Annotated in this window: 21 protein-coding genes; 16 read left to right on the forward strand and 5 right to left on the reverse strand. The window is 62.2% G+C overall.

Annotated elements, in window-relative coordinates; genetic code table 11:
- On the reverse strand, positions 1 to 666 hold the full coding sequence (locus DWU99_RS16145; RefSeq protein ID WP_115479100.1) for an acetyltransferase: 666 nt from the start codon (positions 664 to 666) through the stop codon (positions 1 to 3).
- Positions 651 to 1,088, reverse strand: coding sequence for a sugar 3,4-ketoisomerase (locus DWU99_RS16150; protein WP_115479101.1), 438 nt, complete (start codon positions 1,086 to 1,088; stop codon positions 651 to 653). Before DWU99_RS16150 ends, DWU99_RS16145 begins: the two co-directional genes overlap by 16 nt.
- 447 nt (positions 1,089 to 1,535) lie before the next feature.
- Here DWU99_RS16150 and DWU99_RS16155 point away from each other — a divergent pair, with 447 nt between their 5' ends.
- The 8 genes from DWU99_RS16155 (at position 1,536) to folE2 (ending at position 8,571) form a co-directional block, all read left to right on the forward strand.
- A complete protein-coding gene (locus DWU99_RS16155) occupies positions 1,536 to 2,036 on the forward strand; it encodes a cytochrome b (RefSeq protein WP_233511192.1) in 501 nt (166 codons plus the stop codon).
- Positions 2,037 to 2,351: 315 nt separating this feature from the next.
- The gene (locus DWU99_RS16160) at positions 2,352 to 3,698 is read left to right on the forward strand and encodes a cytochrome C (RefSeq protein ID WP_233511180.1); all 1,347 of its coding nucleotides are present in this window, start codon (positions 2,352 to 2,354) and stop codon (positions 3,696 to 3,698) included.
- A gap of 118 nt (positions 3,699 to 3,816) precedes the next feature.
- A complete protein-coding gene (locus tag DWU99_RS16165) occupies positions 3,817 to 4,131 on the forward strand; it encodes a c-type cytochrome (protein ID WP_115479103.1) in 315 nt (104 codons plus the stop codon).
- Positions 4,132 to 4,295: 164 nt separating this feature from the next.
- Positions 4,296 to 5,015, forward strand: a complete 720-nt coding sequence (locus DWU99_RS16170) for a TorF family putative porin (RefSeq protein ID WP_115479104.1) — start codon at positions 4,296 to 4,298, stop codon at positions 5,013 to 5,015.
- A 75-nt stretch (positions 5,016 to 5,090) separates the two neighbouring features.
- Complete coding sequence (locus DWU99_RS16175; RefSeq protein WP_115479105.1) at positions 5,091 to 5,675, forward strand: sigma-70 family RNA polymerase sigma factor; 585 nt, start codon at positions 5,091 to 5,093, stop codon at positions 5,673 to 5,675.
- On the forward strand, positions 5,672 to 6,307 hold the full coding sequence (locus DWU99_RS16180) for a zf-HC2 domain-containing protein (protein ID WP_115479106.1): 636 nt from the start codon (positions 5,672 to 5,674) through the stop codon (positions 6,305 to 6,307). Before DWU99_RS16175 ends, DWU99_RS16180 begins: the two co-directional genes overlap by 4 nt.
- Positions 6,304 to 7,608, forward strand: a complete 1,305-nt coding sequence (locus DWU99_RS16185) for a S8 family serine peptidase (protein ID WP_115479107.1) — start codon at positions 6,304 to 6,306, stop codon at positions 7,606 to 7,608. The genes DWU99_RS16180 and DWU99_RS16185 overlap by 4 nt, the downstream gene beginning before the upstream one ends.
- A 60-nt stretch (positions 7,609 to 7,668) precedes the next feature.
- On the forward strand, positions 7,669 to 8,571 hold the full coding sequence (folE2, locus tag DWU99_RS16190; RefSeq protein WP_115479204.1) for a GTP cyclohydrolase FolE2: 903 nt from the start codon (positions 7,669 to 7,671) through the stop codon (positions 8,569 to 8,571).
- Between the two features lie 51 nt (positions 8,572 to 8,622).
- On the opposite strand, the gene mctP is transcribed toward folE2, so the two are convergent.
- Together mctP and DWU99_RS16200 are read right to left on the reverse strand one after the other, a co-directional pair.
- Positions 8,623 to 10,092, reverse strand: a complete 1,470-nt coding sequence (gene mctP, locus DWU99_RS16195; RefSeq protein WP_115479108.1) for a monocarboxylate uptake permease MctP — start codon at positions 10,090 to 10,092, stop codon at positions 8,623 to 8,625.
- The gene (locus DWU99_RS16200) at positions 10,082 to 10,285 is read right to left on the reverse strand and encodes a DUF3311 domain-containing protein (RefSeq protein ID WP_115479109.1); all 204 of its coding nucleotides are present in this window, start codon (positions 10,283 to 10,285) and stop codon (positions 10,082 to 10,084) included. The genes mctP and DWU99_RS16200 overlap by 11 nt, the downstream gene beginning before the upstream one ends.
- A 413-nt stretch (positions 10,286 to 10,698) precedes the next feature.
- Between DWU99_RS16200 and DWU99_RS16205 the strand changes: the two genes are divergently transcribed.
- From DWU99_RS16205 to DWU99_RS16240, 8 genes are all read left to right on the forward strand, one after another.
- Entirely contained in the window at positions 10,699 to 11,115 is a 417-nt protein-coding gene (locus tag DWU99_RS16205) for a VOC family protein (protein WP_115479110.1), read from the forward strand.
- A 7-nt stretch (positions 11,116 to 11,122) separates the two neighbouring features.
- Positions 11,123 to 11,977, forward strand: a complete 855-nt coding sequence (locus DWU99_RS16210; RefSeq protein ID WP_115479111.1) for an oxidoreductase — start codon at positions 11,123 to 11,125, stop codon at positions 11,975 to 11,977.
- Positions 11,978 to 12,113: 136 nt separating this feature from the next.
- Positions 12,114 to 12,320, forward strand: a complete 207-nt coding sequence (locus DWU99_RS16215; RefSeq protein ID WP_115479112.1) for a tautomerase family protein — start codon at positions 12,114 to 12,116, stop codon at positions 12,318 to 12,320.
- Between the two features lie 21 nt (positions 12,321 to 12,341).
- Positions 12,342 to 12,536, forward strand: coding sequence for a tautomerase family protein (locus tag DWU99_RS16220; RefSeq protein ID WP_115479113.1), 195 nt, complete (start codon positions 12,342 to 12,344; stop codon positions 12,534 to 12,536).
- Positions 12,537 to 12,604: 68 nt separating this feature from the next.
- Positions 12,605 to 13,558, forward strand: coding sequence for a LysR family transcriptional regulator (locus DWU99_RS16225; protein ID WP_233511181.1), 954 nt, complete (start codon positions 12,605 to 12,607; stop codon positions 13,556 to 13,558).
- Positions 13,559 to 13,662: 104 nt separating this feature from the next.
- On the forward strand, positions 13,663 to 14,373 hold the full coding sequence (locus DWU99_RS16230) for an SDR family NAD(P)-dependent oxidoreductase (RefSeq protein ID WP_115479115.1): 711 nt from the start codon (positions 13,663 to 13,665) through the stop codon (positions 14,371 to 14,373).
- A 54-nt stretch (positions 14,374 to 14,427) separates the two neighbouring features.
- Positions 14,428 to 14,664, forward strand: coding sequence for a tautomerase family protein (locus DWU99_RS16235; protein ID WP_115479116.1), 237 nt, complete (start codon positions 14,428 to 14,430; stop codon positions 14,662 to 14,664).
- 93 nt (positions 14,665 to 14,757) lie between these two features.
- A complete protein-coding gene (locus DWU99_RS16240; protein WP_115479117.1) occupies positions 14,758 to 16,017 on the forward strand; it encodes an MFS transporter in 1,260 nt (419 codons plus the stop codon).
- 24 nt (positions 16,018 to 16,041) lie between these two features.
- On the opposite strand, the gene DWU99_RS16245 is transcribed toward DWU99_RS16240, so the two are convergent.
- Positions 16,042 to 17,187 (reverse strand): YncE family protein, encoded by a 1,146-nt coding sequence (locus DWU99_RS16245; protein ID WP_115479118.1) that lies wholly within the window; start codon positions 17,185 to 17,187, stop codon positions 16,042 to 16,044.
- Positions 17,188 to 17,201 lie beyond the last annotated feature (14 nt).

Below are 17,201 nucleotides of genomic sequence, written 5' to 3' on the forward strand. Positions count from 1 at the left end.
TCAAAGCCTCACGGCGAGACTGGATTTGTCCGGTATCGCGCGAGCCGGCGAGCCCACGTAGATGCGCCCCGGCTCGGTATCGCGCGTGACCAGGGCGCCCGCGCCTATCACGTTGTCCTGCGCGACCTTGACCTGGTCGTTGAAGGTGGCATTGACGCCGATGAAGCATCCCTCGCCAATCACGCAATAACCCGAAATGACCGCGTGCGAGGCGACGAACACGTTGTCGTGCACCACCGTGCGGTGCCCGACGTGGTTGCCGCTCCACAGCACGCAGTTGTTGCCGATCCTGACGAAGGGCTGGATGACGTTGTTTTCGAAAATGAAACTGTTTTCGCCTACCTCGGCGTTGTGCCACAGGAAGGCGTGCGAACTGACGTAGGTGGCGAATCGGTAGCCTTTGCGCTTGGCATCCTGATAAAAGCGCGTGCGCAGGCGATTGAGGTGGGTGGCGGGGATCGCGACGAACGCTTCGTAGTCGGCCGGAGGGTATTGCGCCTCCAATGTTTCGTACGGCACGACGGGACGATCGGCGAGCGTGGACTCTTTGAGATAGTCGCGCTCGACGCTGAACGCGACGACGTCGTAATCGCTGTCATGCGTGAAGTATTCGCAGGCGATCTGCGCGAACTCGCCCGCGCCGATGATCACTAGCGGACGGCGCATGCGGCCAAGCCTTCCTGCAACGTGGAACCCTTCGCTTCGCGCAGGAACTGCGCGTAGTCGGTGATGTAGTCGGTCGGGTCGTACAACTGGTCGGCCAGCACCATCAAGACGCAGTCGTGGCTGAAGTTGTACAGCTCGCGCCACACCATGCAGCCGATCAGCAATCCCTGCGAAGGGTCGTCGAGCACCACTTCCACCGGGCCGTTGCCGTCGTCCAGCAGGATGGTAACGGAACCGCGCACCGGCACCGCCAGCTGATGCAGATGACGGTGCGCATGCTGGCCGCGATGGACGTCGTTATGCGTCGCGAACAGGTAGTACACGCGCCGGATGTCGAAAGGCACGTTTCGATCCTGTTCCAACGCGATGAGCATGCCGCGGTCGTCGCCATGCTTTTGCAACTGAATGCGTTCGATTTCCATGTTCAAGGCCAGGCCGTGATTGCGTGAAGGTGACCCACGTACCTGAGTGCCGCACCATCCTGGAAAGGTTGTGCCGGACTTCGAACGCGAAGTCGCCGCCACTCCTTTCGATGACATCAATATGACTCGCTCGATACACCACGATGTCGACGCCGTTTTCACGGCTCATCGTTGAATCGGCGCAACCTTTCGCTCCCCGCATGGCACCCATGCACACGAGACCGTCTTCGCAACGCCACGCGGTTTGCTTCTGGCGTGAGGAAGGTCATGGGCAGGCATGAATCGACGGGACGCGCGGGCAGCTCGGATATGGCATTGGACATCAAGGCTGGGTCAAAGCAGGGGAAAAACGTGGCATTCATGCCCGGCGCGGAAGCCGACGCGAGCGGCGCCGCGCATCAGCCTTCGCAGACGATCGCCGTGGAGCGTCCAAGGAGGTTGGTGGTGATGCACTGGCTTACGGTGCTTTGCGTGTGCGTGGGGGTGACATTCATCCTGGTCCGCGATCAAGTCGATGGCCGCGCCTTGCGCCAATGGCTGCTGGAAGGCCATCGCCATTTCGGATTGTTCGTGCTCATTCTTTTCTTCTTGCGCGTGGCACTGCGCATTCGCCTTGGCACGTTGCCATCGGCAAGCCGCAATGCCTGGCCGATCCGCGCGGCCGCGGCACTGACGCATATCGCGCTGTATGCATTGATGCTTGCGCTGCCGATCCTCGGCTGGGCATTGAGCAATGCGGAAGACAAGCCGGTGCATTTTTTCGGCCTGACCCTGCCCGCACTGGTCGGCGGCGACGAAGATCTCGCCGATCGGCTGCAGACCTTGCATCTCGATGCCGCCTGGTTGTTGCTGGCGCTGGTCTTGCTGCACATCGCAGCCGCCCTTTGGCACCACTTCGCGCTGCGCGATGGAACGCTGCGGCTGATGCTTCCCAAACGCCGACGGTAAGAGCCTGTTTACGGTCTCGGCGTGGCCCGCGCCGGGACTGTTTGCCTGTCGGGCAAGGAGGAACGAAGGCGTGTATGTCGATACACAACTGAGTGAGGACGCAGCCCGGCGGGCAAACAGACCCGGCCCGAAGGGTTGCCAAGGTGCGGCCGCCATGCGGCAGCGCGCGGCTTGGCCTGACAGCCAGTCAGGCGCTGCGCCACGCACTACCACCTGCCGGCCGCACCTTGGCAACGCGGGCTACGCCGAGACCGTAAACAGGCTCTTGGAGAGCGCCTTGTGTTCTGTCGCACTGGATCACGACAAGGAGATCTTATGTCATCACTTTTGAATCGACGCCCGATGCGCCGGACGCACAGGGTTTACCTGTGGCTTGCCGTCGCCGTGCTTCTGCTTTTTGCCAGCACCGGCGCGCAGGCCATTCCTGCCTATGCGCGGCAGACCGGCAACGCATGCGCGGACTGCCATGCCGGCTCCTATGGCCCTGCACTGACGCCGTTTGGCATGCGCTTCAAGCTCAACGGTTATACCGATACGGATAGCAACGGCTTCAAGATTCCGGTCGCCGCCCAGATCACCGGCACACGCAACGTGCCGGCGAAGGGCCAGAGCAGCAATCTGCTTACGGAAGCGGATATCTATCTGGCGGGGCGAGTGACGGACAACATCGGCGGTTACGTCAAGATCGCAACGGATAACAACGGCAACGACAAATTCAGCACCAAGTTGAGCGATGTCGACCTGCGTTTCGTGGCCAAGGACGTGAATCTGGGCAGCAAGCAGGCCACCTTCGGCGTGAGCGTGAACAACAACCCGGGATTCCAGGACGCCGTCAGCGATCTGTTCGCTTCCACGCAACTCGGCCCGCCCGGCGTCACGGGTACGCTGCTTAATCCTTCCAGCCCCAATACGTTGGCCGATCGCGTGATCGGTGCGACTGTCTATGGCGTTTACGACTCCGACTGGTACGGCGAAGTCGGCACGTACACGGCGCTGCCGTTATCCGAACAGAGCAATCTCGGTTATGCGCAATCGGGCGATCCGGGCAAGCTCAGCGATACCGGCTATTTCCGCTTCGCGTACATGAAGGATCTCAAGAAGCAATTTTTCTCCGCCGGCATCGTCGCATTGACCACCAAGCGCCAGCTTCCGCGCACGGGCCCCACGGAGGACCTCACCGATCTTGGCTATGACCTGACGTACCAGTTCATCGGCAATCGGAAAAACATCGTGCAGGCGAGTTTTGTCGATATTCTCGAACTGCGGCATTACGGCAGCCTGCCGCCCAGTCCGTTCCCGGGCATCACGGCGCAGACGCACGAGGCGGTGCACGACAAGACATTGTCGCTCACCTACACGTTCCTGCAGAGCTACGGCTTTTCCGTCGCGCACATGATGAGCACGGGAACGCGCGATGTCGTTCGCTACGAGCCCTACGGCGTTCCCGATACCACCAGCAACCAGTTCACGGTGTTCTGGACGCCTTTCGGCAAGGACGATTCGCTGACACCTTTCGCCAACCTGAAGCTGTCGGCCACCTGGTTCCGCTTCAACCGATTCAACGGCAGCAGCATGAACGTTTTCGGCGCGCCGCCCGGTGTTCCGGGGACCAGTGCGCGGGACCTCGATGCATTTTTGATTTTGGCGAGTGTCGCCTTCTAAAGCATCCCCTTCAAAAAATGTGTACAGGAGTCAGAAAGTGAGCAAGTTGCTTTGGATACCGTTGTGCGTGGCTGCTGCTGGACTCTATCTCGGAGGTGCGTTTATTTCCCCTTTTGCCATGGCCGGTGACGCAAGCGCCGGGTCGGATGTTTTCAAGACGGAATGTTCGGAATGCCACAGCGTGAAGGACGGACGCAACAAGAAAGGTCCCAGCCTGTTCGGTATAGTCGGACGCGCGGCAGGCACCGCGCCCAACTACAAGTATTCGGATGCGTTGCTGCAGGCTCACTGGGTGTGGACCGCCGACAAGCTGCACGGTTATTTGTCGCAACCCGCCAAACAGGCCAATCCCGGTACCAAGATGAAGTACGACGGCTTGACCGATTCCAAGCAACTTGATGACCTCATCTCATACCTGAGCACGATCCACTGATGACATCGTTGCGCGCCACCAATGACATTTCCTTGTATTTCCGGATCGTCTATAAGCCGGAAATACTTGTTAGAGCCTGTCTACGATCTCTGCGTGCGTAGATCCTCATGAAGGAGCGTTGCCCTTTTCGCGCTGGAAGCACCGGCCGCCTCGGCGTTGTCCGGATGGGTCTTCCGTGTGCGTGGCTGGCGGCGATGGCGTGCGTTTCCCAGCCGCTCCGTGCGCAATCGTCCACGGTCAGCGGCGCGGTGGCGGTCAGTTCCCAGCTGGTGGATCGCGGCCTGGCGATCACGCCTACCACACCGATTTTGCAGGCGGCAAGCTCCTGGACCTCCGCGTCGGGCTGGTCCCTCGGCGTTTCGGGTGCCACCGAGATACGCTCGCCTGGGCACTTTTCCGAAGCGATGGCCCAGGTGTCGCGCGACTGGTCGCTCTCCAGCGACTGGCAAATGCAGGCCGGTGCGCTCTATTACGACTACCCGGGCAATGCCCAGGCACGGCTTTTCGATCGAACCGAAATCGGCCTCAACTGGATATACCGGGACATTCTGACGTTTGGCCTGTCCGCCATCTGCCTTACCAACGGAACCCATCACGTCCCGCGAGGTGCCGCCGACATCGATTTCCACTGGCCGCTGGCCTGGCATTTTTCCCTTTCGATGGGTGTCGGCGTCGCACAGAAATTGATTCAGGCTTATGAATCATATGGTTACAACAACCGACTGGGCACCGGCGTGTATCGCTACGGGCATGCCGGATTGCTGTGGAGCTACGGCCCATGGCGGGTGGAGCTGGATCGCATCGCGACAAATCCGGTCATACCCCGGCGCTCAGGTAGCCTGGTCGCCCAGCCGTGGGTGGGCACGGTATCGTGGTCTTTCTGATTCCGAGGCAACCTTCCGGCGCCTTAAGCGCACTCATGTGGAAACCCGCCGCTACCCGGCGACTCCTCCAGACCTATGAACGAAGCCACTATCGACGCCGACGCAACCGATCGCATGCTGCTCCAGCGCATGTCGACGGGTGACCGCGTCGCGCTGGCAACGATGTACCACAGTTATCACGGCCGGCTGTGCCGCTTTCTGTCGCGCCTGACCCGGCGCACGGACGTCATCGAAGAAGTCGTCAACGACTGCTTCTGGATCGTCTGGCAGAAAGCCGGCGAGTTCCGCGGCGATTCGCGCGTTTCGACGTGGATCATGGGCATTGCCTACCGCTGCGGGCTCAAGACCCTGCGGCAGCATGGCGACGAACCCGTGGAAGACGATGCGATACCGGAAGATCGCATACCGTCGTCGGACCCGGATGAAGATCGCGAATTGCGCGACTGGCTGAGCAAGGGTCTGGATCGTCTGTCGGCGGATCAGCGCGTCGTGGTCGAACTGGTCTACGGCGTAGGCCATTCCCTGGACGATGTCGCCACCATCATGCAGTGCCCGGTGGGCACGGTGAAAGCACGCTTGTTTCATGCGCGCGTCAAGCTGCGCAACGTGCTTCCCAGCTTGGCGGGCGAATCACCTGTTTTGAAAGAGAGCGTGTCATGAGCTACCCCATGGATACCGGCCAGGATTGTCTGCGCGCCTGGGAGGCAATGCCCTGGGTGTTGCAGGAAAGCGCCACGCAGGAACAAAGCCAGTGGCTGGATCGTCATCTTGTCCACTGCGCATCCTGCCGCGCGGAATTCGAGCAGCAGAATCGCCTGCGCCTGGCGCTGTCGCTGCCGACGGAGATTCACATCGACGCCAATGCAGGTTTGAAGCGCCTGATGGATCGCATCGATGCGCCCGTGCGCGAGGAAACCCCTCATCGCTTGCGTTCCGGGAGCTGGCTGACGCGCGGATTGGTTGCAGCCGTCATGGTGCAGGCGATTGCCATCGGCGCGTTGAGCATGAAGTTCTGGTCGGCGGGCGAAGCGCCGGCGTATCGCACGCTGAGTGAGGAATCGGCGCCCGTCGCGGCGGGCTCCATCCGGGTCGTGCCCGATGCAAGCATGACCTTGACCGACTGGAATGCACTGCTGCATTCGCTGCGCCTGCAGGTCGTGGGCGGCCCCAACGACATGGGCGCCTACACGGTCGCGCCGGCGAATTCCACGGTGACGACACAACAGGCGTTGAAGCAGCTGCGCGCTGCACGAGGCATCCGATTGGCGGAGCCCATCGTCGGAACGCCATGAAGCACGGCTTTTTTCTTTCTGTCGCTCTCGCTGCGTTGTTGAGCGCGTGCGTGCACTCGCCTTCCGTGGCCTCGCAGGACTCTCCCAACGATGTCGGCCGTGCGCCGGTCAACGTATCGACGATGGACAGCCAGCGCGACATCGTGCTGGCTGTCGCCAACCCGATCGAACCACCTTCGACGCATGCCGGCTCGAGTCTACTGGGCTACACCTCGCACGCGCTTTACGGCGCAGGCGAACGTGCCGTGTCCAACCTGGCGGCACTGAAGCAGCAGTATGGCTTGCATGAAGTCGCAGGCTGGCCGATCAAGGCGCTCAAGCTCTATTGCGTGGTGCTGGAACCGCCGGCCGGCGTGACGCGCGACGCATTGTTGAAGGCGCTCGCCAAGGACGATCGCGTACAGCTTGCGCAACCGCTGCAGGATTACGCCGTCTACGCGGACGATTCCCAGGACCCGCCACATCCCTACAACGATCCCTACGTGAACTTGCAGCGCGGCTTCGTCGAAACCGATGCCGCTGTCGCCCACAACACCAGCCAGGGCGCCGGCGTTCATATCGCGATTGTCGATACCGGCGCCGATACGACGCATCCGGACCTGCAAGGCCGCATCAGCGACACGCATGACGAGGTCGATGGCAACGCATCGTCGTTCGACCGCGACAGCCATGGCACGGAAGTCGCCGGCATCATTACCGCCGACGCCGACAACCATCAGGGCATCGTGGGCATCGCGCCGAAATCGATCGTCAGCATCTACAAGGCCTGCTGGTATCCGCAGGTGCCCAACAGCGGTGCGCGCTGCAATTCCTTCACGCTCGCCAAGGCGCTCGCGGCGATCATCGATACGAATGCGCGCATCGTCAATCTCAGTTTGGGCGGCCCCGCCGATCCCTTGCTCGGCAAACTGCTCAATCAATTGTTGAGCGAGGGCCGCATCGTGGTGGCTGCGTTGCCGCCGAACGGATCGCTCGATGGATTTCCCGACAACGCACCGGGCGTCATTGTGGTGCGCATGAGCAGCGCGTCGCCGGCACCGCAAGGCATATTGAGCGCGCCGGGCACCGACATTCTTACGACACAACCCGGCGGCGGATACGACTTCACCTCCGGATCGTCCATGGCTGCCGCTCACGTGAGCGGCATTGCCGCTTTGGTGCTGTCGCTCGCACCGAAGCTCGATGCGCGCTCCGTGCACGATCTGCTGTTACGCAGCAGCAAAGTCTCCCACGGCGTGCTTCAGGTGAACGCAGCAGCAGCCGTGGCGACGCTCGGCGATGCGCGAAAAACACAGCGCTGATCTGCAACGCTACCCATCCGGAATCGCACCGTGAAGAACGTCCCCTACACCGTCGGCTTGATGCCCGATGTCGCCATTCAGTCGCAACTGCACGTGGCCGGCGCGCTGGACTGGGTAGGCATGGATGGGATCGAAGTGCCCGTGCGCTTCGACGCAGGCGACGGCGACGTGCAGCGCGCCAGCGCCCAGGTCGGCGCCTTCGTCAATCTCACCCGTCCGGATCGTCGCGGCATCCATATGTCGCGCCTGTACCTGCTGGTCGATCAGTACCTGAGCACCCGTACCGTCGACGGTGCGATGCTGGAGTCCTTGCTCCGCGCTTTCCTGGAGTCGCACAAGGACCTGGCCGATCGCGCACGCATCAGCATCCGCTTCGACCAGCTGGTGCGCCGCGCCGCGCTGCGCAGCGACAACAGCGGCTGGCGCGCCTACCCGGTTTCGATCGAAGCCAGCCTGTGTGCCGACGGTTTCCGCATGGAGCTGGGCACCGAAGTGGTGTACTCCTCCACCTGTCCCGCCTCGGCGGCGTTGTCGCGCCAGCTGATCCAGGAGCAGTTCGCGAAGGATTTCGATGCCGGCAAGCCGGTGGATCACGCGGCCGTGCTGGCGTGGCTGGGTAGCGAGAAGGGCATCGTGGCGACGCCGCATGCGCAGCGCAGCGTGGCGCGCTTGCTGGTGCGCTTTGTCGACGGTGCGCCGCTGAACCTGATCGGCTTGCTCGACCGCGTCGAACACGCGCTGGGCACGCCGGTGCAGACGGCGGTGAAGCGCGAAGACGAGCAGGCGTTCGCGCTGGCCAACGGCAGCAACCTGATGTTCTGCGAAGACGCGGCGCGTCGCATCCAGCGTGCGCTCGATGCCGACAGCGGCATCGCCGATTTCCATGTGCGCCTGGAGCATCAGGAAAGCCTGCATCCGCACGACGCCGTGGCCTATACGAGCAAGGGCGATTCAGCGCGATAAAAGCTTCGCCGAATCGCCCCGCTCGAACACCGATAGCGAGCCTGAAACGTCTTAGCGTTTTCCCCCAAGGCTCGTGGCCAGGTGCACGACACCCAGCACCACCAGATTGATCACCAGTGCCAGCAAGCCCGTATAGAGCGACACCGAGAACGAGCCCAGGACGAGATGGTGAATCGGCTTCAACCCGTCGGACGCGATGAACCACGTGCCGCTCGCCAGGCCCACGAGCAGGCCCGCCAGCAGCGAAGACGCTTTCAGGCGATGCAGGAACAAACCGAACACGACCGCCGGCAACGTCTGCAGGATCCACATGCCGCCCAGCAGCTGCAGGTCGAGTGCGAAGTGCGTGGGCAGGTAGAGAATGGCGACCAGGGCGCCGACCTTGACGATCAGCGATGCCATTTTCGCCACCTTCGCTTCCGATTCCGGCGAGATGGATGGATTGACGTAGGCCTTCCAGAAGTTGCGCGTGAAGACGTTGGCCGCGCCGATGCTCATCACCGCGGCGGGCACCAAGGCGCCGATGCCGATGGCCGCGAATGCGAAGCCGGCAAACCAGCTCGGGAACAGTGTCCTGAATAGCGTGGGCACCACATCGTTGTTGCTCGCAAGCGTGAGGTGCGCGGCATGTCCCATGTAGCCGAGCAGCGCGAGCAGGCCCAACAACAACGTGTAGGCCGGCAGCAGCATGGCATTGCGCCGGATGGTGTCGCCGCTCTTGCTGGCAAACACACCCGTCAGCGTATGCGGATACATGAAGGCCGCGAGCGCCGAACCGAGTGCCAGCGAGGCATACGGCACGAATTGATCGGGCTTCAGGAGAATGCCGCCCGCGCCCTTGGCCTTGAAGGCGTCGTCCGCCGCCGCGAACACCGCGCCGTAGCCGCCGAGCTTGCTGGGTATCACCGCCACCGCGGCGATGACGGCGATGTAGATCATGATGTCCTTCACGAAGGCAATCAGCGCCGGCGCGCGGATGCCGGATGAATACGTGTACACCGCCAGCACGATGAACGCGATGATCAGCGGAATTTCGCCGCTCAAGCCTAGCGCGGTGAGCACGGAGGCCATGCCGACCAGTTGCAGCGCGATGTACGGCATCGTCGCCACCACGGCGGTCAGCGCGACCGCAAGCTCCAGCACCCGCGACCCGTAGTTTCCGTACACCACGTCCGCCGCGGTGATGTAACCGTGTTGCTTGGCCGTTCGCCACAACACCGGCATCACCGCGAACACGAACGGGTACACGATGATGGTGTACGGAAGCGCGAAGAAACCGTATGCGCCTACCGCATAGACCAGCGCCGGCACCGCGATGATGGTGTAGGCGGTGTAGAAATCGCCGCCCACCAGGAACCAGGTGATCCACGTACCGAAGCGGCGTCCGCCCAGTCCCCATTCGTCGAGATTCGCCGTCTGCGACGGCCGATTCCATCGCGCGGCCCAGAAACCCATCACCGTGACAAGCAGGAAGAACGCGACGAAGATGCCGATCGCCACATAGTCGGGCTTAGTCGTCATGGGGAGTCCTCCGGTAGACCACCCAGATCAGGATCACCGTGACGGGCACCCATAGCAGCTGGTACCAGTAAAAAAAGGGGAACCCCAGCAACGCGGGCTCCGCGACGTTGTAGTACGACACATCCAGCAGGCCCAGAAAGGGCACCAGTAGAAGCAGCTGGATGGGACGTGGCCTTAAACGGTTCGTGTTCATCAGATGGCACTCCCGAGGTTCGCCGCGGAACGTTCTCGATTACGAAAGATGAGCAAGGGCTCGATGGGATGGGGCCTGGACGTGACCTGCGCAGCCTGAATGGGGGAAATGTACGCCGGTTCGATCGCTACGCGAATAGGTACATGCCGATAATCAACCCTTCCCAAGGTCGAAGGGTCGGCAAGGCTCGTTCGCGGCGGCCGCCTGGGTGCCTCGAAGCCCGTCATGGATGCTGCAGCACCGCATCGTATGACGACAGCGGTGAGGGCATTCGTCCGCGAGGCGGAAGAGTGTCTTCCGTGCAGGGCATCTTCGCAGGCCTGCCTGTTTCTCCTAGGCTGGTTCGCAACAAGAGACGGCGCATGGCTGGCTTGCGTATCTCATCGACTATCAGGTCATCAGGAACAGCTTTCATGCAGGACCAGAATGCTTTGACATCGGGTATCGATCACCTTGGGCTTGCGGTGAGCGATCTCGAATTGACGTGCGGCTTTTTCGTCGAGTGCCTGGGTTGGAAGGTTGTCGGCGAGAGGCCCGACTATCCGGCGAAGTTCGTTTCCGACGGACATGGTCTGCTGACGCTATGGCAGGTCGACAAGTCCGGCGGCTATACGACGTTCGATCGCCGGAAAAATGTGGGACTGCACCACGTTGCGTTCAAAGTGGAAAGTCTTGCCAAGCTCGAAAGCCTCTATGAGCGTGTCTCGAATTGGCCTGGCGTGGTGGTCGAATTCGCACCGCAGCCGGTGCGTTCGGGCCCGAAAATGCATTGTATCGTGCGCGAGCCCGGTGGCCTGCGCATCGAATTCGCCTGTACGCCGGCGGCCTAGGACTACCATGGACCGCGAAACCAACAAGGTCTTGCTGATAACCGGCGTAAGCAGCGGCTTCGGTCGCGCTTTTTCCGAAGCGGCGGTCGCTGCCGGCCATACGGTGGTGGGGACCGTGCGTAGCGAGAGCGATATCGCGGCATTCGAAGCCATCCATCCCCGACGCGCGCGTGCGGTGCTGCTCGACGTCACGCACTTCGATGCCATCGACGGCGCGGTGGCTTCGATCCTCGCCGAATTCGGGCATATCGATGTGCTGGTCAACAACGCCGGCTACGGCCACGAAGGCGTGCTCGAGGAATCGCCGCTGGAGGCCATGCGCCACCAGTTCGATGTCAACGTCTTCGGCACCGTCGCCATGATCAAGGCCGTGTTGCCGGGCATGCGCGAACGACGCTCCGGGCACATCATCAACCTGTCCTCGATGGCCGGCTATGCGCCGCTCGCAGGCATTGCCTATTACGCCGGCAGCAAGTTCGCGATCGAGGGCATCACGGGTGTGCTCGCCAAAGAGGTCGCGCCATTCGGCATCAAGGTGACGGCGCTGGCGCCCGGTTCCTTTCGCACCGACTGGGCGGGCCGCTCGATGATTCGCAGCGAGCGTTCCATCGCCGACTACGACGCGCTGTTCGATCCCATCAGGAACGCACGCCACGACAAGAGCGGCAAACAGGCCGGCGATCCAGCCCTTGCGGCACAGGTGCTGCTGGCGTTGATCGACGCGGAGCATCCGCCCGTACACCTGTTGCTTGGCGACGACGCGCTGTCCCTCGTGCGAAAACAGCTTGCCGCATTGAGCGATGAAATCGACACCTGGGAAGTGCTCAGCCGTTCGACCGAATTTGCGTCATCGAATTCATAAGCGCGGCCACGCGCGCGCATTGATGCTTGTTTGAACCCCTCGACGAGTGGCATCGATCGGGTATCGGCATTCGCGCCGATGTCCGCGGCGAATGTGTGCCACGCCGAGGCTGCCATCGAAACCCAAGGAGGCCGTCATGGCCATGCTCACCATCGATTTGCGCAACGGACGCACCGACGACCAACTGCGCAAGCTTGCATCGGCACTGCTCGATGCCGTCAGCCGCACCACCGGCGAGCCGCGCGAGAATGTGTTTCTGGTCATCCACGAAAACCGCGGTTTCAACTTCGTGGAAAACGGCGAGCACTTGCCTGACGTTGTCCGCGCTTCGAGCAACGGCTGATTCGCGCCTGGAAAACATGCCATGCCACTTATCCAATGCCACATCAAGCGCGGTTTGTCGGACCTGCAGAAACACCGGCTCATGCGCGAACTCACGGAAGCGACGCAGCTGACGCTCGGTGCCGACCCCAAGTACGTCACCGTGGTGATCCACGAGCATGATGCGTCCACCCTCAAGGGCGTCGACTACACCTACCCCGATCCGGGAGATTTGTAGCAAACTTGCCGGTGCCCTGACTTCCATGGCCTATCCGCGAGGCACCGCTTATGGACCGCATTGATGCCATGAAAGTCTTCGTTGCGGCGCTCGACGAGGGCAGCCTTGCCGGAGCCAGCCGCAGGACGGGCCGTTCGGCCGCCGCGGTAAGCAGGGCCATCGCATTTCTGGAAGCGCACGTCGGCGTACCGCTGCTGCATCGGACCACACGCTCCATCAAGCTGAGCGAAGCGGGCGAACGCTACGCTACCGCGTGCAGAAAGATGCTGACGGATCTGGAGGAGGCCGACCGGCAGGCTGCGGGCGAGAAGTCCGTGCCGCGCGGCACCTTGACGATCACCGCCACCGTATTTTCCGGCGTGGAAGTATTGCGGCCGATCGTCGACGCATTCATGGAGCAGTACCCGACGGTGAATGTGCGCCTGTATCTGCTGGAACGCGCGGTCAATCTCATCGACGAGGGCATGGATCTGGCCTTGCGCATCTCGCACCTTGCCGATTCGACGCTGATCGCGCACCGCATCGGTGAAGTTCGCCGGGTTATCGTGGCCTCGCCTCGTTACCTGGCGACGCACCCTCGCATCGCCGAGCCGGGAGACCTCGCCAAGCACCACATCATTGCCATGCAGCACATGGGGCAGGACTCGTGGACGTTTCCTTCCCAGGACGGTTCATCCGTGCCGCTCGCGGTGTCGTTCTCGCCACGCCTGGTGGTGAACAACGTGCGCGCCGCGATTTCATCGGTGGTCGAAGGCCACGGCATTTCGCGCCTGCTTTCCTATCACGTAGCGCCCGAAATCAGGCAGGGATTGCTTCGCATCGTGCTTGCCGATGCGGAGCCTTCGCCCTTTCCGGTGCATCTCGTTTCGCCGTATGGACGTCTTTCCGTACCCAAGGTCCGCGCGTTCGTCGACTTCGCCCTGCCGCGCCTTCGCACGCAATTTGCGTGTCTGGCCAAGGACGCCGAAACCCCGCCGGAACAGCCGATTCCACCGCGGCGCGGAAGAGTGTCTGCCGAATAGCAGGGATTCGCATCGCGTTCGTGCACTCCTAGATTGGAGCCATCGGTGCCGCCGGCCCGATCAGCATCAAGCTGGCCTCCTCCAATCTTCGAGTGATAGACATCATGAACAGCCCACGTAAAGTTGCCATCGTCACCGGTGCCTCGCAGGGTATCGGCGCGGCCCTGGTCAAGGCCTATCGCGACCGCGACTATCGCGTCATCGCCAATTCGCGTTCCATCAAGCCGTCGAGCGATCCGGACGTTATCGCCATTCCCGGCGACATCGGCGATCGCGCCGTGGCCGAGCGTCTCGTCAAGGAAGCCCTGTCGCGCTTCGGCCGCGTCGACACGCTGGTGAACAACGCCGGCGTCTTCATCGCCAAGCCGTTCACCGCCTACACGGCGGAAGACTATGCGAACGTGCTCTCGGTCAACGTCAACGGTTTCTTCCACATCACGCAGCTCGCCATCGCCGAGATGGAAAAGCAGGGCAGCGGCCACGTCGTGAACATCACCACCACGCTGGCCGAATACGCGATTGATGGCGTGCCGTCCGTGCTGGCTTCGCTCACCAAGGGCGGCCTGAATTCGGCGACCAAGTCCCTGGCCATCGAATATGCCAAGCGCGGCATTCGCGTGAATGCGGTGGCGCCGGGCGTGATCAAGACGCCGATGCATAGTCCGGAAACGCACGGCGCACTGGCCGGGCTGCATCCGGTCGGCCGCATGGGCGAGATCAGCGACATCGTCGACGGCGTGCTGTATCTCGAATCCGCCGGCTTCGTCACGGGCGAGATCCTGCACGTCGACGGCGGCCAGAGCGCCGGTCACTGACGCCCCCGGAGGCGAGCGCAACGCCCGCCTCCGATCACAACGAGGTGAACGATCATGCCTATCGTCAACATCAAGATCACCCGCGAGGGTTCGGGTCCCGGACGCAGTGCCGTCACTGTCGAAGAGAAGGCCGCCTTGATCAAGGGCACCAGCCAGTTGTTGCTGGATGTTCTGAACAAGCCGCTCGATTCCACATTCGTCGTGATCGAAGAAGTGGAGCTGGAGAACTGGGGCTGGGGCGGACTGCCTGTTCCCGAGTTGCGAAAGCAGAAGCAAGCCGGGAAAAAGTAACTCCTCTGGTTGCGCAGCCCGCTGCGCAACCTCGTTTCCTTTTGTAGCGACGACGCACGCGCAAGCGCGCAACGAAGGCTTTGGTGAGAGGCGATGACGATGTCAGCTCAGGCCAATGATGCACCTCGTCTCGGCTATGTGGAACGCAACGCTTCCTACTGGCGACGCAATCTTGTGGTGTGCGTGTTCGGATCGTTCACCACGCTGGTCAGCCTCAGCATGCTGCTGCCCTTTCTTCCGCTGTACGTACAGCAACTGGGTATCGCATCGTCGTCCGCAGTCATTCAATGGTCCGGCGTGGCGTTCGGGGCAACCTTCCTCGGCACGGCCGTCACGGCGCCACTGTGGGGTCATCTGGCCGATCGATACGGCCGCAAGCCGATGCTGGTACGTGCCGCGCTCGGCATGGCGGTGGTGATGTCGCTGATCGGTGTCGCGCACGATGTTTACCAGCTGGTGGCGCTGCGCCTGATCGCGGGACTGGTCGGCGGTTACGCTTCGGCCTCCATCGTGATGATCGGCACGCAGGTGCCGCGCGAACGATCCGGCTGGGCGCTTGGCGTTTTGTCCACCGGTGCCCTGACCGGCAATCTGGTGGGACCACTGGTAGGTGGCTTTCTGCCGACATGGGTGGGCATTCGCGGAACGTTTTTTGTCGGCGGCGCCATCATCGCGGTCGCCGCGGCGGCGACGATCTTCCTGGTTCGAGAGGATTTCGATCGCCAATCGGACGCAAGGCACCGGGCCTCCACGCACGCGGCATCATCGAACCCTGTTCAATACGGCGTACTCGGTGCATTGCTGGTGACGGCGATGATGGTGCTGCTGGCCAACATGTCCATCGAACCCATCATCACCGTGTACATCGGGCAACTCGCCGTGCCCGCCGATCGTCTTGCGCGCACGGCCGGCATCGTGATGGCGGCTTCCGCCCTGGGCAGCATGCTGACCGCCGCGCGCCTGGGCGCGCTCGCCGATCGCGTCGGCAGCTGGAAAGTCATCATCGGCTGTCTGCTGGCGACCGGCCTGGTGATGGTGCCGCAGGCCTTCGTCACGCAATGGTGGCAGCTGGCCCTTTTGCGCGTGGTGATGGGCATGACGATCGCGGGCCTGCTTCCTTCCATCGCCAAACTGGTACGTCAGGCGGTGGACGAACGCCACACCGGCAAAACGCTCGGCTATCTGCAATCTTCGCAGTTCGCCGGACAAGTGATCGGCCCGCTGATCGGCGGACAGATCGGCGCGCGCATCGGCCTGCACGATGTGTTTTTCGTGACCGGCGCACTGCTCGTGCTGTGTGCAGGACTGAATCAATGGATTCGAACTCGTCACACGCAACCGGCACGCGCCTGACACGCGTTACAACGGCGATGCCGTTCACTCATCCGGCGTAGGCACGAACTGCACCTGATTGGCGTCGAACAAGGTCGCCACCAGAGTCCGACCATCGGGGAGAAAGGACACCTCGCGCGGAAAGCCCGCTGCGGATATCGACATCTGCTTCAGCTGCGATGCTCCTTGCAGACCGCCAAGCCCCGCCAATTGTCCAGGTTTGTCGCCACCGAAACGGCTCGATAAAGCCACCCAGACCTGCTTGCCATCCTGACGAATGGCTACACCCACCGGGCTGGGTCCCAATGGGAAGTGCCCAACCTTGGCGTGCTCGGTTCCCTCCAGCCATCCGTCGATAAGGAATCTCAACAACTCATTGCCACCACGCGCCGTCACCCATAATTCCGTTCCACCAGGCGATACGGCAACACGCACCGGATTGCAGCCGGCAGGCAGGACGGAGACGATGGCATGAGCAGGGTCCACCTCGGCCTTTGCAACATCGATCCTCATCAAGAGCCCTTGTGGATGCATTTGCCCCCTCTTCTGCTCGGGGTTGCAGATCGGCGCCATGGTGTCGGGACCTCGCTGGGTCGTCGCATACAACCAATGTCCGTCGGGCGAAACGGCTAGACCCACGGGGAAGTTCGCAGCGGGGATGCGTCCGATCAAGGCGCTGCCGTCGAAACCGGCGCTTTGTGCTTTGGCGAGATCGAACACGCTGATCTGCTTCGCATATTCGTCGGATACGAAAAGCGTCTTTGCATCGGGCGTGATCGCGGCGTAGACGGCGCCCGAACCGGAGCCATCGGGCAACGCCCCGAGCAATGCGTCGTTGCCGCCATGTTCGAGCCGGGAAACATCCAATAGGGATGTCGCATCGCCGCCAGCGACCGCCAGCAGGCGTCCGTCGCGGGACAGCGACTCGCCTCGCGCGCTTCTTTTCAAGGGAACGGCGTGGTCCGGTTCGAAGGCACCATCCTTGTTGTGCAGGACAAGAACGGAGCCGGCTTTCTCATCGCCGGTGACGGAAACGAACAGCCAGCAGTTATCTGCCGAAGCAACCGCCGAAAATGGATGTCCCGTTACCGAAATGCTCGCCGGCTGCCCTGGCGAGGCGCATGTCGATGCAACCGCGTTGACGCTGATGAACCATGCACAGAGAACCGCGATACCGTAAATCGCCTTCATGGCTATTCGTCCAC

The sequence above is a fragment of the Dyella psychrodurans genome (assembly GCF_003363265.1).
GTDB lineage: Bacteria > Pseudomonadota > Gammaproteobacteria > Xanthomonadales > Rhodanobacteraceae > Dyella_B > Dyella_B psychrodurans.

Bases quoted from the DNA above. Each gene is read 5' to 3' on its own strand.
- DWU99_RS16145 (WP_115479100.1), bottom strand. From the start codon at position 666: ATGCGCCGTCCGCTAGTGATCATCGGCGCGGGCGAGTTCGCGCAGATC.
- DWU99_RS16150 (WP_115479101.1), bottom strand. From the start codon at position 1,088: ATGGAAATCGAACGCATTCAGTTGCAAAAGCATGGCGACGACCGCGGC.
- DWU99_RS16155 (WP_233511192.1), top strand. From the start codon at position 1,536: ATGCACTGGCTTACGGTGCTTTGCGTGTGCGTGGGGGTGACATTCATC.
- DWU99_RS16160 (WP_233511180.1), top strand. From the start codon at position 2,352: ATGTCATCACTTTTGAATCGACGCCCGATGCGCCGGACGCACAGGGTT.
- DWU99_RS16165 (WP_115479103.1), top strand. From the start codon at position 3,817: ATGGCCGGTGACGCAAGCGCCGGGTCGGATGTTTTCAAGACGGAATGT.
- DWU99_RS16170 (WP_115479104.1), top strand. From the start codon at position 4,296: ATGGGTCTTCCGTGTGCGTGGCTGGCGGCGATGGCGTGCGTTTCCCAG.
- DWU99_RS16175 (WP_115479105.1), top strand. From the start codon at position 5,091: ATGAACGAAGCCACTATCGACGCCGACGCAACCGATCGCATGCTGCTC.
- DWU99_RS16180 (WP_115479106.1), top strand. From the start codon at position 5,672: ATGAGCTACCCCATGGATACCGGCCAGGATTGTCTGCGCGCCTGGGAG.
- DWU99_RS16185 (WP_115479107.1), top strand. From the start codon at position 6,304: ATGAAGCACGGCTTTTTTCTTTCTGTCGCTCTCGCTGCGTTGTTGAGC.
- folE2 (WP_115479204.1), top strand. From the start codon at position 7,669: ATGCCCGATGTCGCCATTCAGTCGCAACTGCACGTGGCCGGCGCGCTG.
- mctP (WP_115479108.1), bottom strand. From the start codon at position 10,092: ATGACGACTAAGCCCGACTATGTGGCGATCGGCATCTTCGTCGCGTTC.
- DWU99_RS16200 (WP_115479109.1), bottom strand. From the start codon at position 10,285: ATGAACACGAACCGTTTAAGGCCACGTCCCATCCAGCTGCTTCTACTG.
- DWU99_RS16205 (WP_115479110.1), top strand. From the start codon at position 10,699: ATGCAGGACCAGAATGCTTTGACATCGGGTATCGATCACCTTGGGCTT.
- DWU99_RS16210 (WP_115479111.1), top strand. From the start codon at position 11,123: ATGGACCGCGAAACCAACAAGGTCTTGCTGATAACCGGCGTAAGCAGC.
- DWU99_RS16215 (WP_115479112.1), top strand. From the start codon at position 12,114: ATGGCCATGCTCACCATCGATTTGCGCAACGGACGCACCGACGACCAA.
- DWU99_RS16220 (WP_115479113.1), top strand. From the start codon at position 12,342: ATGCCACTTATCCAATGCCACATCAAGCGCGGTTTGTCGGACCTGCAG.
- DWU99_RS16225 (WP_233511181.1), top strand. From the start codon at position 12,605: ATGAAAGTCTTCGTTGCGGCGCTCGACGAGGGCAGCCTTGCCGGAGCC.
- DWU99_RS16230 (WP_115479115.1), top strand. From the start codon at position 13,663: ATGAACAGCCCACGTAAAGTTGCCATCGTCACCGGTGCCTCGCAGGGT.
- DWU99_RS16235 (WP_115479116.1), top strand. From the start codon at position 14,428: ATGCCTATCGTCAACATCAAGATCACCCGCGAGGGTTCGGGTCCCGGA.
- DWU99_RS16240 (WP_115479117.1), top strand. From the start codon at position 14,758: ATGACGATGTCAGCTCAGGCCAATGATGCACCTCGTCTCGGCTATGTG.
- DWU99_RS16245 (WP_115479118.1), bottom strand. From the start codon at position 17,187: ATGAAGGCGATTTACGGTATCGCGGTTCTCTGTGCATGGTTCATCAGC.